This window comes from Shewanella colwelliana (assembly GCF_001735525.1).
GTDB lineage: Bacteria > Pseudomonadota > Gammaproteobacteria > Enterobacterales > Shewanellaceae > Shewanella > Shewanella colwelliana.
Genome location: NZ_MCBT01000046.1, coordinates 419,631 through 433,959, shown reverse-complemented (window position 1 = coordinate 433,959; position 14,329 = coordinate 419,631). Strand labels below are relative to the sequence as shown.

Annotated in this window: 7 protein-coding genes; 2 read left to right on the top strand and 5 right to left on the bottom strand. The window is 47.3% G+C overall.

The features are described from left to right. Positions 1–14: 14 nt before the first annotated feature. The 5 genes from BEL05_RS17425 to BEL05_RS17405 all read right to left on the bottom strand — a co-directional run bounded on the left by BEL05_RS17425 (position 15) and on the right by BEL05_RS17405 (position 10,752). A complete protein-coding gene (locus BEL05_RS17425) occupies positions 15–2,522 on the bottom strand; it encodes a glycogen/starch/alpha-glucan phosphorylase (protein WP_069671935.1) in 2,508 nt (835 codons plus the stop codon). Further along, positions 2,494–4,692: a glycogen debranching protein GlgX gene (gene glgX, locus BEL05_RS17420; protein WP_069671934.1), complete on the bottom strand. Its 2,199-nt coding sequence runs from the start codon at positions 4,690–4,692 to the stop codon at positions 2,494–2,496. The genes BEL05_RS17425 and glgX overlap by 29 nt, the downstream gene beginning before the upstream one ends. After that, a complete protein-coding gene (gene glgB, locus BEL05_RS17415) occupies positions 4,683–7,022 on the bottom strand; it encodes a 1,4-alpha-glucan branching protein GlgB (protein ID WP_069671984.1) in 2,340 nt (779 codons plus the stop codon). The genes glgX and glgB overlap by 10 nt, the downstream gene beginning before the upstream one ends. Before the next feature lie 7 nt (positions 7,023–7,029). Continuing rightward, positions 7,030–9,246, bottom strand: a complete 2,217-nt coding sequence (gene malQ, locus BEL05_RS17410; protein WP_069671933.1) for a 4-alpha-glucanotransferase — start codon at positions 9,244–9,246, stop codon at positions 7,030–7,032. Between the two features lie 288 nt (positions 9,247–9,534). Beyond that, positions 9,535–10,752: a porin gene (locus BEL05_RS17405; RefSeq protein ID WP_083250387.1), complete on the bottom strand. Its 1,218-nt coding sequence runs from the start codon at positions 10,750–10,752 to the stop codon at positions 9,535–9,537. A 129-nt stretch (positions 10,753–10,881) separates the two neighbouring features. On the opposite strand from BEL05_RS17405, the gene BEL05_RS17400 reads away from it, so the two are divergent. After that, complete coding sequence (locus BEL05_RS17400; RefSeq protein ID WP_069671932.1) at positions 10,882–12,762, top strand: methyl-accepting chemotaxis protein; 1,881 nt, start codon at positions 10,882–10,884, stop codon at positions 12,760–12,762. 253 nt (positions 12,763–13,015) lie between these two features. After that, a complete protein-coding gene (gene yiaY / locus BEL05_RS17395; protein WP_028762849.1) occupies positions 13,016–14,164 on the top strand; it encodes an L-threonine dehydrogenase in 1,149 nt (382 codons plus the stop codon). Positions 14,165–14,329 lie beyond the last annotated feature (165 nt).

The following is a 14,329-nucleotide window of genomic DNA, read 5'->3' as shown; positions in this document are numbered from 1 at the left end:
GTGATAACCCATACTTAAACTCTCCATATTTCATCGCGATATTGCCCTATGGTGACATCGCTAGAAAAGCGCCCGCTGGCGGCCGTATTACGCATACTCATCTGCGCCCAATGATGTTGGTCGCGGTAGGCATTAGCCGCCTTCACTTGCGCTACACGGTAAGATTCAAAGTCGGCAGCAATCATCCATGGATCATGGGGGTTGCGAATGCTGGCGATAATAGGATCAAAAATACCTGGTTCAAGCAGATTAAAATGGCCACTTTCCAGCAGTGCTAGCACCTCACTGAGCGCGGGAGACTGATCAATAAACGATTGTGGGTCGTAGTGCGGTTTTATCCCTTCAACCTCAGAAGCATTTAAGCCAAAAAGAAAGAAATTATCTTCCCCCACCTCTTCAAGCATCTCTATATTGGCGCCATCGAGCGTCCCTATGGTCAACGCACCATTCATCATAAACTTCATATTGCCTGTGCCTGATGCCTCTTTGCCGGCGGTAGAGATCTGCTCAGACAAATCGGTACCCGGACAGATAACCTCCATAGCACTGACATTGTAGTTTGGTAGAAAAGCAAACCTCAGGTAAGGCTTTACCCTAGGATCAGAATTGACCATGTGGGCCACATTATTGGCCAGCTTAATAATTAGTTTAGCCATGGCATAACCCGGCGCCGCTTTGCCACCCAGTAGCACACATCTAGGCGTTAACGCTTTGGTGTCGCCACGCTCGGCCTGATGGTACAAATGGATCACATGCAAGATATTAAGCAGTTGACGCTTGTATTCATGGATGCGCTTAACCTGCACATCAAACATCATGGTGGGGTCAAAATTAACACCGCACTCTTGCGTGACAAGCCCTGCTAACCTTTGCTTGTTATGCTGTTTAACCTGCATCCAAACATCCAGCAGTTCAGTGTCATCGGTAAACGCATTAAGGGCATTGAGATGGCTCAGATCCGTCACCCAACCTTCGCCTAATCGTTTGGTCAGTAGTCTCGCCAGCTCAGGGTTACTTTGAGCCAACCAGCGCCTTGGCGTCACGCCATTAGTCTTGTTATTAAACTTCTCTGGCCAAAGTTGATAAAAATCTTTAAATAGCCCGCTGGTCAGCAACTGAGTGTGCAACCCTGCCACGCCATTAACCGAGAAGCTGGCCACTATGGCTAAATACGCCATACGGATATTGGGCTCAGGTCCCTCTTCAATGATCGACATCTGCGCCAACTTGGTGACATCTCCCGGCCAGTGATGCGCCACCACGTCCAGATAACGGGCGTTTATCTCGTAGATAATATCCAACAACCTTGGCAACATATGGGCAAACAGTCGCACAGGCCAGCGCTCAAGCGCTTCGGGTAACAATGTATGGTTGGTATAGGCCATGGTCTCAGAGGTTATCTGCCACGCACTGTCCCAACTCAAACCATACTTATCCATTAACAGCCGCATTAACTCAGGAATAGCAACGCTGGGGTGGGTGTCATTAAGCTGCATGACATTGAGCTTGGCAAAGTCAGTAAAATCGGCGCCATGGCGAGCAACCCATTTATTCAAAATATCCTGTAAGCTTGCGCTCGAAAGAAAGTACTGCTGGCGCAAACGCAGTTCTTTGCCGTTCTCACTGGCATCGTTGGGATAGAGCACCATAGTGATCTGCTCGGCCAAATTTTTACGTGCTACCGCTTCGGTATAATCCCCCTGATTAAATTCCGCTAAATCAAAGTCATCAGTCGCTTCGGCCTTCCAAAGTCGCAATGTATTGATACGGCCATTATGGTAACCAGGGATTGGCATGTCGTAAGCCACCGCCAACACATCTTGCGTATCTGCCCAGGTAAACTGGCGCAGTCCGTCGCGGTCGACATAAGATTCGCTTCGGCCAAAAAATGGCACAATCACATTATGAGTAGGCACTCTGACCTCCCATGGATTACCATCTCTGAGCCACCGGTCTGGGCGCTCAACCTGATGACCTTCAGATAGCTTTTGTGCGAACATGCCATATTCATAGCGTATGCCATAGCCTGTCACAGACAGATCTAAGGTGGCGCAGCTATCAAGAAAACAAGCCGCTAGACGTCCCAATCCCCCATTGCCAAGGCCCGCATCATGTTCTTGCTCCTCTAACGATTCAAGCTGCACAGCATAGGGCTTAAGTACCTTGATACTTTCATCGGTAATATCGAGATTAAGTAGCGCATTACTAAGCGCCCGCCCCATCAAAAACTCCAGCGACAGATACGCCACCTGTTTGGCTTTATATTGGCTGTCTTGCATACGAGTTTGTTGCCAGTTCGGCAACATCTGTTCTTTAACGCTTAACGCTAACGCTGAAAACAGGGTTTGATAGTCGCCTTCCACAGATGAAAGGCCATTACTCACATGCCTTTCGAAACAAGCAGAGAGGGAATCACAAGGCTCACAAGGCGCAACCTTTACGGACGCGGCGTGTTTATCTTCCTTTTTCGACTTGGCGCTACTACTGCGTTTTTTAATCGTGGATGCTTTTACCTGACTCATGACTCTCTCCTGTAAATTGGGCGTAAAACACCATTAGACTTCTGTCTTGTAACACTAAGCTCTCACCATTAGAGAGGTGGGAATGAGCATGTATGGGGGTGTCTTGGGTATGAAGTAAACATTGCCAATCGCCAATATTATTGAGGCGTGGCAAGGTAAAGCCTTGTGGCAGCTCATCGGCATTAAACATCAGCAACAAAGCTTGACGGCAGCCTGCTTGCGCCTCAAGTTCGCCACTGATCACTAAGCTTAATGTGCGGGTCTGAGCCTCGCCCCAAAGGGCTTTGGTCATTAATTGCCCTTGGCGGCAGAACCAATCTAATCCGGGGGAACTTAAGTTGGCGCTGTCATGGATATAGTCGCGATGACATAGCATGGGAAAACGGCGTCGCAGCCTAAGAAGCTTGATAGTGAAATCGAGCTGCGCATCACTGTCGATATCTTGTTGCCAATTGATCCAACTATTAGGGTTATCTTGGCAATAGGCGTTATTGTTACCCTGCTGACTGTGCCCAAACTCATCTCCGGCAAGTAACATGGGAACACCTTGGGATAAACATAAAGTCGTCAGCATGTTACGGCATTGACGAGCACGCAATGCGGCGATATCGACATCTTGGCTATTGCCCTCTACACCATAATTGTCGCTGTAGTTTTCGTTATGGCCGTCGCGATTTTGCTCGCCATTGGCTTGATTATGCTTGTGTCGATAACTCACCAGATCCATTAAGGTAAAACCGTCATGGCTGGCAATAAAATTGATACTGGCCGCAGGTTTTCTGCCAGAATGCTCAAACAGATCGCTAGAGCCGTGAAAGCGCCGCGCAAACTCGGGTAACATCCCCGCATCGCCGCGCCAGAATCGCCGCACCGTATCCCGGTAGCGATCGTTCCACTCACTCCAGGCAATCGGAAACTGCCCCAACTGATAACCACCGGGTCCTATATCCCAAGGCTCAGCAATAAGCCGTACTTGGCTAAGTACCGGGTCTTGACTGATGGCATCGAAAAATCCCGAACCTTTATCAAACCCATGTTCCTCTCGGCCTAATGTGGTAGCCAAATCAAACCTAAAGCCATCAACCCCCATCACCTCAACCCAATAGCGTAGCGAGTCCATGACCATTTGCAGCACATAGGGATTGCTTAGGTTTAACGTGTTTCCGCAACCTGTATCATTGAGGTAATAGCGCGGTTCTGTCGGGTGAAGTCGGTAATAACTGGCATTATCTATCCCTTTAAAGCTGTAGCTTGGACCGAGTCGATTGCCCTCTGCACTGTGGTTATAGACCACATCCAGTATCACCTCGATCCCCGCTTTATGCAGCGCATCCACCATAGTGCGAAACTCATCTATCGCCGCTAAGTTGACGTAACCATTGTGAGGCACAAAGAACCCGATGGTGTTGTAACCCCAGTAGTTAGTCAGCTGTTTCTTTTGCAAGAAAGGCTCACTCACAAACTGTTGTACTGGCAGCAACTCAACGGCGGTGATCCCAAGCTGGGTTAAGTAGTTAATCACCGCGTTATCCGCTAGCCCCAAAAAACAACCTTGAGCGGCTTTGCTCACTTCAGGATGACGTTTAGTAAAGCCTTTTACATGAAGTTCATAGATAACACTACGGCGCAGCGACAGCGATACTTCCTCTTGACTGTAAGGCTTAGCAACCGGCGTGATAGCTGGGAGCATGCGGATATCAAGCACCACACACTTTGGCATACTGCTGGCACTATCTAAGGTAGAAAAGCTAAGATCTTCGGCCATATTGCCAAGCTGGTAACCGTAATGTGAGGGGTGGTCAACAAACTCACCATCGAACGCCTTCGCGTATGGGTCAAGAAGCAGCTTATTGACGTTAAATCGATGGCCTAACTCTGGTTGGTAAGGCCCGTCTACTCGATAGCCGTAACGGCAGCCGGCAGAGAGTCCACTGATATGTCCATGCCAAACCCCTTGCGACTGCCGCGGCAGCTCAAAACGCGCAATCTCACGTGATGTTCTTTCAACGGATATTGAGCCGTCTGCCAGTACAGTATCGTCAGTGGCAGAGTCATCCTCAAACAGACAAAGGTACACTCGGCGCGCATTGGCTGAGTACAACGCAAAGTTAACACCATCATCATCAATCGTGGCGCCTAAAGGGTAAGGTTTACCATTAGTTAACTGCATGGTATCGCCTTAACATCATCGGCGCTTGGCGCACTTAAGTTACCGTCTAAGGTTAAAACCAAACAAGCTAACGGTGGCACTGTGATGACTGCACTTTGGTTCATCCCTTGATAGGGCTCTTCCTCACTGCTAACCCTTCCTGCGTTGCCCACATTGCTACCACCATAATAATGGCTATCACTGTTTAAGCGCTCTCGATAAGCTCCGGCACAGGGCAAACCAACACGAAACTCACGGTAAACTTCGGGCGTCATGTTAACAATAAAGATCAATTTCTCATCACCACTTTGGCGAATGAAGCTGACAATGCTGGCACTAGCGTTATCACAATCAAGCCAATGGAAACCGTCACAGTCATGATCGCTACCAAACAGCGCGGTACTCTGGCTATAGAGCGTGTTGAGATCTCGAACCCAACGCTGAACCCCTTGATGGGGGGCGAACTCGAGCAGATGCCAATCTAAACTCTTATTGTGGTTCCACTCGTCTCGTTGGGCGATATCAGCCCCCATGAACAGCAATTTCTTGCCAGGATGTCCCCACATGAAGCCAAAGTAAGCACGCAAAGTCGCAAACTTTTGCCAATCGTCTCCGGGGATCTTATGCAACAGCGATCCTTTGCCGTGCACCACTTCATCATGACTTAGCGACAAGATAAATTGTTCAGTAAAGCTATAGACCAGACTAAACGTCAGCTCATTATGATGATGACTACGATAGAGAGGGTCACGACTGAGATAACTTAAGCTGTCATTCATCCAGCCCATGTTCCACTTGAAACCAAAGCCGAGCCCGCCCTCTTGCACCGATTTCGTCACACCGGGCCATGCCGTCGACTCTTCAGCTATCATGATGATGCCAGCAAAACTTTGGTACATACGGGTATTTAACGCTTGTAAAAAAGCAATAGCCTCTAGGTTTTCTCGCCCACCATGGGCATTGGGTAACCACTCTTCTGCCGTCCGGCTGTAATCGAGATAGAGCATCGATGAGACTGCATCGAGACGCAGCCCATCAAAATGAAACGCCTCTAACCAATAATTAGCATTACTCAGCAGGTAGCTTTTAACTTCGCCACGGCCATAGTTATAGATAAGCGTATCCCAATCGGGATGTTCACCTTGACGTGGGTCTTCATGCTCATACAAACAGCTGCCATCAAAGCGGGTGAGTCCATGGGGATCTTTAGGAAAATGTGCCGCCACCCAATCGAGCAGCACACCAATCCCCGCCTGATGGCAGGCATCAATAAAGGCTTTAAGCTCATTGGCACTGCCAAACCGATAGCTTGGCGCATACATGCCTACAGGTTGATAGCCCCAAGAACCATCGAATGGGTATTCGGCAATCGGCATCAGTTGCACATGGGTGTAGCCCATCTTTTTGACATAGGGAATTAACTGCTCAATCAATGCTGAATATTGCAGATACTGTTCACCACGATCTCCTTCTCGGCGCCAAGAACCAAGATGAACCTCATAGATAGAGATTGGAGCTTGATGCCAGGCTGTATTGGCCCGTTTAGCTAACCAAGCATCATCTTGCCACTGATATGTTTCCCAACTTGGTACGCGTGATGCGTTACCTGGGGCGCTTTGCATCATCTGACCATAGGGATCTGATTTCAGTAAGCAGTGACCCTCGCCCGTTTCAATTTCATATTTATAATGGCTCAATGCTTGGATACCGGGAATGAATATATCCCATACGCCATTGGCCACATGTTGACGCATAACATGCTGCGACCCGTCCCAATGATTTTCGTCATTGACCACTGAAACCCGTTTAGCATTGGGAGCCCACACACAAAAATGCACGCCAGCCACACCATCAACGGAGCGATGATTAGCGCCCAAAAAGTGATACGCCTGCAGCTGTGAGCCTTCGCTAAAAAGATAGAGATCCTCTGCGGACAACAAGGAGTCAAATTGATAAGGGTCAACAACCTCCTCTACCGTTAAGGGATAATGCACCCGTAGTCGGTAGCGAAAAGGGTTCACTCTTCGCCCTGCCAACCCAGCAAAAATGCCATCGTCATTAAGCTTTGCCAACTCAGCGACCTTTCGTCCATCAAGCGCATTAATTAACTCGACCCGCTCAGCCCCCTTCAAAAAACAACGCACCACTAAACGGTCGACTAATTTGGGGGCCTGATTTGAATCGCTGTCAGCTGGTAGCGCTGACGATGTTTGAGCATTAGCAGCCTTAGCCTTGTTAGTCATCGGAACACTTATTCGGTGCATCCCAAGTAATGAGAAGATATCGGTATAGTTAGCGCGCAGCAGTTTCTGCATCGCATAGGCAGGCATTAGCTCAAGGGATGAAGTCATCTTGTTATTATCCATGGCAGTCAATTGTGTCCGTAACAGGTTGCGTGGTGACAGGAGCGTCGCTGCGTGCACACCGAATACGATGCAGTAAGCGATTAATCGCAGGTGATTGAGAAAGTGCTTCTATGGTGTAAGGTAAGCGGCGTTGCCAGTTGGCGTATTCTTGCCACGTGCCAGGAATATTAACGGCGTAACGTTCACAGCATAGGTCGACTAACTGAACGCTAAACAAGCTTGAGGAGGACTGCGCCGCAGTCGTCATCCAGGCTTCGAGTATTTCAGCAAACTCACTATCGATATTGCCAGTAAAACCACTGGTTAATTTGAGCAAACTCAGCAGTTGTTCGCGCTGCACGTCTCGACTCGCCAGGGCGATATCCAGTTGCGCATCGCTATCAATTAGCCACAGTTGTCGCCTAAGATGCAGATCGCTTTGCGACCACCACGCAGCAAGGTTGGGCACGTCATGGTTGGCCAGCATCATTAAGCTGTGGGGTTTGTGCTCGTTAGGCGGCATAAACCCATGCTCATTTCGGCAAAAGTAGAACAACTCATTGGAGTAGATGCCACATTGGGCAAGTGTTGCGCGCAACTCTGGCGGGACGGTACCTAAATCTTCACCAATCACCATACAAGCCGCGCGCTGGCTCTCGATGCACACAATGGCTAACAAGGTGTCCATGGGGTAATAAACGTATGCACCGCCGCTATCCACCTCATCTTGTGGCCACCACCATAACCGCATTAACGCCATGACATGATCGATACGCAGTGCACCGTAATAGCGCATATTGCTGCGGATCAATTGGATAAAGTGCTCGTAACCTCGATGTTTGATCCCTATGGGGTCAAACGGTGTCAGTCCCCAATTTTGCCCTTGGGGAGCAAACTCATCGGCTGGGGCTCCGATGCTGGCTCCTTGGCAATAGCTCGCTAAATTGAAATTGACTTCGGCACCGCAGCCACTCGCCCCCACCGCCATATCACCGATAAGACCAATGCGCATCCCGGCTTGGTGAGCCTGTTGCTGGCAACCTAACAACTGCTCGTGGGCGACAAATTGCAAATACTGATGAAATCTTTCATCTGCTAACACACCACTTGTGGCCCGATTCGCCTCAAATTGACAGTACTGGATGAGGGCAAGCCCTTCCTGCTCGACAAATGCGCTGAACTGACTGTATCTCAGGGTGTTTTTTTGATATTCATCGGCCACAAATGTCATATACAGGTCGCTAAACAGTGCGTACTTGGTGGTAATAATCCCTGGGTAATCAAGCCAATTATCGCGATTCAACCTCATCTGGTTTATAGCAAGAGCGGCCACTCTGTCACTGATTTTTGGGTATTCAGCAACCTCGCTCACATCGATATAAAGTGGGTTAATCCGCCGTCTATCGCTTGGGCTATAGGGACTAATATTTAGGCGATTAACATCAAGCTGTGCCTCTGAAAACGGTAACTGCAAGCCATGAAGCGGATTTAGCTGAATAAAGTCGCAACCACTTGCTGCCGACCAGTTGATCAACTGCCGCAGATCACCAAAATCACCTATGCCCCACTGCCGTTGGCTGCGCAGACTATAGAGTTGAATACTGACACCCCAAGGCCGCTTAGCTTGCGTGTTTGACTGGGGTTCAGTTTGAAATTGATAGGCCTGTCTAGGGGCTAGCAGTAACGTGCCTTCGGCGATACACGCTGTAGATTCACATTCATCGGCTAGTGAAATGACGACAGTGTGATAGCCCTGTTGCCAGAGACAATCGCTTGTTTGCCAATCATGCAGTGACAATTGATAACGATAGAAGCGCTGGCCGTGACTCACATAATCGCCCGTGCAATGCAACGTATCCCGAGTCAACAAACCGCGATGGCTAGCACCTTTCTCGGTAGTTAGGGTCAGCATCAGCGCCCGGTTATCCCCTTCAGCAAGCATGATGGTTAGCTTGGGGTTGTCGATAAATCCGTGTTGAAATTCGGGTAAGATCCGTCGCCAAGGTGCAGCATCCAGCAACTCAATACGCTTAGCGATGGCTTCATGGTTAGTCGCTTCAAATTGATCAGGCGCTAATTGCCCTAATGCAAACTCCTGCTCTGGCTCATTCGCTAGCATGCAAGACAATATGCCGACTCTGGCAGACTCCGGCGTCTGACTATAGTGGCCAGTGTTATCAACAAAGCCGGCTCCAACACCTTGCAAATAGAGCAGTTTCTCTAACCCCATTACTATTATCCTTGCCTACAGCAGTTATGCTATGTGGAGCATTTAGCATGCCAAGGAAAAATAACAGCTTGAAGACAGAGATGTGTCAAACAGATGACAAATATATATGATTTAAAATTAGTAACTTATATATTTTAGAGAGAGAAGGTGATTGGAAGCCAGTGGTGAGTTAAACCTTTGTAGGGTTAAGATGGTGCACAATAATTGTGCACCTGAACCAGATGGAGGCAGGATCAGTTGCCAAGGCGACGCCAGTAAGACCATTAAGAAAGCACTGTGACACCTTGGTTAGAATTGCCAATCTTTTGCAAAATCATAGCGAAAACCGACAGACCAAGAGTCGAAGTCATCGAGGTAGTCATAATTACGAGTCAAGTATTCGATATGAAAGCGGAGGTTATCGTCAGGTAACCACTCTAAGGTCGTGTTGTAACCATCGTAACCCTGACTCAAAAACGCGCGATGACCATCGTCAAAATCGAAATAGCCAAGCTTGAGCCTAAACTGTTCGCTGAGCCTATAGGCACCTGAAATATCTAGTGTATGGCCAGTTCGCTGCTCGGGTACAAGGTCGCGATTGTAGCGCTTATCTTGGTAGGCCGCCGCCAAATATAAACCATTACCGAAATCATTGGCCAACACAGCTGCCCAAACTTCGTCGTCGCCATCGACTTGATTTGCTGTGATACTATCTTGTTGCAAATAGGTAATGGCACTATGAAAACCATTAATGTCGTAGCTCACCCCTAGGTTAACTAAATCGGCGCGATCACTGCCACCATCACCATCAAACTGACCCGCGGCGAGCCAATTGAAGCCTCCTGTTTGTAAGCGATAAGTCACCATATTGTCAACGAAAAATATCCCTTCTGCATCATAAGAGAAGGGACTGTTGGCATGATTGAAAATATCAACATATTCAGCGATTAACAGATACTGAGGTGGTCTCTGCTTACCTATGCCAACCCGACCAACGGGGCTTTCTACGGCAACATAAGCCCTTCTGGCTTTACCAAAGTCACCATTATTTGAGATATCGATCCCCCACTCACCATGCAATACCGCAGTCCATCCTGGCATAAATTCGTTGCTCGCCTTAATCCCCGCATGGGATAGCGCATCACGGACGTCCCAGAAACTTTCACCCTTTTCATCAAAGTAACCGTAAGTGGGTCTCATCGTCGCGTAGACCCTCACATTATTCTGTGGTGCCTTGCTCACTTTTTCACTTGGCTTGTTTGCAGTTGGACTCGTAGAGGTCGTCTCACTAATCACTGCCGCAGTGGTGACCATGTCGGCCGCCTTATCTTGCTCTGTCAGACGACGTTGCTCCTCCCGTTCATTGAATGTTTGCTGTGCCTTTTCAAGTGCAACGACTTGCTTTTGGAGTTGTTCAATCTGCTGTTTAAGTAACTCAATCGTTGCATCAGGCTCGGCGGCTATCGCTCCTAAACTGACACAACAACACCAACAAAAACAAACTCCCAGAGACAATAGTTTGCGCATAATGATTCACCAAGATTGCTAGCAGTGAGCAAAGTATAGACTATACTTTTGAACTAGCAGTCGTTGATACAACACAACCCAATTACCATCAACAACTCATCACCCCTTGGCAGCCGTGGACGAGAAATTATGAAGATCAGAACCAAGTTTTCAGTTGCATCTGGCATTGTCATTTTAATCGTACTTTCTTTACTGGCGCTATCCACTCACCTTGCCATCAACACCACAGTTGAAGATAAGACCCGCGCATACATCGAAGATAATGCCACTTTAATGTCCACAGGGATTGGGAATTGGTTACAAGGAAAAAGTGCGCAAATTAACCTGCTAAAAAGTGTGATTGAAAGTGATTTTTCTGCAGATAACTTTCAAAAGGGCTTAGAGTTTGCTGCCGTCAAAAATGACTTTCTGTTGATATTTGGCACTTTAAACACTGAGACGGGCCTGCGCTCGAATAACCCCAACAGACAAAACCCGCCAAATGTCGATTTTAGAGATAAGCCTTGGTACAAACTAGCCAAGAACCAATCTGAAACCGTCTTTACCGCCCCCTATCAAGATGCGGCCACACAGGAACTGCTGCTATCAATAGTCAGCAACATCGAATATCAAGGGCAATTTCAGGGGGTGATAGGTGGCGACCTTAGTCTCAATACCATTGCTGAAACCGTGAACACCATAAACTTCGACGGGACGGGTATCGCCTTCATCGTTGATGAACAAGGTAATATCATTACCCATCCAACGGCGGATCTTAACGGTAAGAACAGCAACAATATTTACCAGCAAGCACCCACGAACAGCAAACAGATCCTAGAGATAGAACACGATAATCTAGACAAGCTACTCTACTTTTATCCGCTGCCAGCGGCACAGGGCATGAACTGGTATCTCGGTGTGTTATTAGAGAAAGACAAGGTTTATCAGTCGCTAACGGATCTGACTCAGCGTACGGCTCTATTTTCAATTATCAGTATTATTATCTGTATTTTTCTATTACGAAAATTGGCAAAACACCTACTCACCCCTCTTAACCATCTAGATGCCGCCATCGCCAATATTGCCATGGGTGGCGGCGACTTAACCCAAAGGTTAGCCATCAAGAGTGAAGATGAATGCGGAGCTGTGGCTAAAAATTTCAATCAGTTTCTCGATTCGATGCAAACCTTAATTATTGAGATAAAAAATAAAGCCAGTGGGGTGGTCGACAATAGCAATGCGTCAACGCAGTTGGCGATTCAATCCGGTGAGCAGCTAAATCAGCAGAAATCACTCATTGAAGGGTTAGCCACCGCGATGAATGAGATGACAGCAACCTCTGCAGATATCGCCAGTAGTGCGCAAGAAGCCGCCAGTTCAATTACCTCCGTTAACGATGAAACGGAGCAAAGCCGTGTAACCTTCACCGAAACCTCAAATTATATCAATCAGTTATCAGATACCATCACAGACTCGCAAACTGTCAGTGATCAACTGGCTCAATACAGCACCAATATCGAACAAGTCCTTTCGGTAATCAATGGTATTGCCGAGCAAACCAACTTACTCGCCCTTAACGCCGCGATTGAAGCCGCCCGCGCTGGTGAGCAGGGACGAGGTTTTGCAGTGGTTGCTGATGAAGTGAGAACATTAGCCTTGCGCACTCAAGAATCAACCACCGAAATAAAAAACACCATCGAACAGATACAATCGGCGTCGGCATCGGTGCAACAAGCGATGCAAGAGAGCAAGGAGAAAGCGACGGTTTGTGTGAATCATGCGGCAACGGCAAACAGTGCACTCAAAGTCATTTCAGAATCCGTCAAAGAGATCATGGACAGAAATATCCAAATCGCGGCAGCTATTGAGCAGCAAAGCGTTGTTGCAGAAGAGATAAACCTCAATACCAACCATATTAATGATATCAGTACAACGGTCGGTGAATTTTCTAGTAACCAGCTGCAAGCTAATAGCCAGCTTATCGATGAAGTCACCCAGCAACAGGGACTATTGAATAAGTTTACCGTTTAACTAAAGCAGCGATATACAGTATTAAACACAAGGTTGAAAACGTATCTTCTCCTATCTAACAAAATTTTTTAGTCAGTTTCACTACTGTTGTCATAAATTTACATTTTTAGTCGTACAGATCTAACTTTTCATCATTCCTTCCGCTAGTAGCCACTGTTATTTGAATTGGATCACACCTTTAGGCTTACGAGGTTGGTACTTTAGTTACCAGAAAAGATAACAACTTTTAACATTTGAGCATAAAGGTGATTTTATGGCTGCTAAATTTTTTATTCCATCTGTCAACGTATTAGGACAAAATGCTGTTGATGACGCCATCGGCGATATTAAAACGCTTGGCTTTCAGCGCGCGCTGATTGTTACCGACAAGCCTTTAGTTGAAATTGGCTTAGTAGGCCAAGTAGTAGAGAAGCTTGGCGCTGCTGGCATCACCTCTACCGTATTCGACGGCGTACAGCCCAACCCAACGGTAGGCAATGTTGAAGCAGGGCTTGAACTACTCAAAGCCAATGACTGTGATTTTGTCGTTTCACTCGGTGGTGGTTCTCCACATGATTGCGCTAAAGGTATCGCCTTGGTCGCAACCAACGGTGGAAGCATCAAAGATTACGAAGGTTTAGATATGTCAGCTAAACCACAACTACCTTTAGTTGCTATCAATACTACCGCAGGTACAGCCAGTGAAATGACCCGCTTCTGCATCATTACAGATGAAGCGCGTCACATCAAAATGGCTATCGTTGATAAACACACAACCCCTATTTTATCGGTTAATGATCCTGAATTGATGCTATTAAAGCCTGCAGGCCTTACCGCAGCAACAGGTATGGACGCATTAACTCATGCTGTTGAAGCTTATGTATCAATCGCTGCTAACCCAATTACTGACGCGTGTGCGATTAAAGCGATCGAATTGATTAAGGGCAACTTAGTTGAAGCCGTTGATAATGGTCAAAATATTGATGCTCGTGATCAGATGGCCTATGCACAGTTCCTTGCAGGTATGGCATTTAACAACGCTAGCCTAGGTTATGTACATGCCATGGCTCACCAGCTAGGTGGATTCTACGACCTACCACATGGTGTGTGTAACGCACTGCTATTACCACATGTTCAATCTTACAACGCACAAGTTGCTGCACCACGTCTAAAAGATGTTGCCAGAGCAATGGGTGTTGATGTATCAGCTATGAGCGACGAGCAAGGTGCTCAGGCAGCAATTGATGCCATTAAATCACTCTCTGTTGCTGTTAAGATCCCTGAGAACTTAACTAAATTGGGTGTTAAAGCTGAAGATATTCCGACGCTAGCAGATAACGCTCTTAAAGATGCTTGTGGTTTTACCAACCCTAAGCAAGCGACGCATGAAGAGATCTGTCAGATCTTTACCAACGCTTTATAAAAGTGACCAGTGACTTGAAGTACCGCTTCGAGTCACTCTGAGAAATTCTCCCTGCAGAAGAGTTTGCTCTGATGAAGGCCTATTAGTTAGCTAATAGGCCTTTTTTATTCCAAGTGAGTAATAATGACAGCACTAATATCTAAATATTCTTTGCTCGTCACACTT

Excerpts from the sequence above, each read along its gene's own strand:
- BEL05_RS17425 (WP_069671935.1), bottom strand. The coding sequence starts at position 2,522 with ATGAGTCAGGTAAAAGCATCCACGATTAAAAAACGCAGTAGTAGCGCC.
- glgX (WP_069671934.1), bottom strand. The coding sequence starts at position 4,692 with ATGCAGTTAACTAATGGTAAACCTTACCCTTTAGGCGCCACGATTGAT.
- glgB (WP_069671984.1), bottom strand. The coding sequence starts at position 7,022 with ATGACTTCATCCCTTGAGCTAATGCCTGCCTATGCGATGCAGAAACTG.
- malQ (WP_069671933.1), bottom strand. The coding sequence starts at position 9,246 with ATGGGGTTAGAGAAACTGCTCTATTTGCAAGGTGTTGGAGCCGGCTTT.
- BEL05_RS17405 (WP_083250387.1), bottom strand. The coding sequence starts at position 10,752 with ATGCGCAAACTATTGTCTCTGGGAGTTTGTTTTTGTTGGTGTTGTTGT.
- BEL05_RS17400 (WP_069671932.1), top strand. The coding sequence starts at position 10,882 with ATGAAGATCAGAACCAAGTTTTCAGTTGCATCTGGCATTGTCATTTTA.
- yiaY (WP_028762849.1), top strand. The coding sequence starts at position 13,016 with ATGGCTGCTAAATTTTTTATTCCATCTGTCAACGTATTAGGACAAAAT.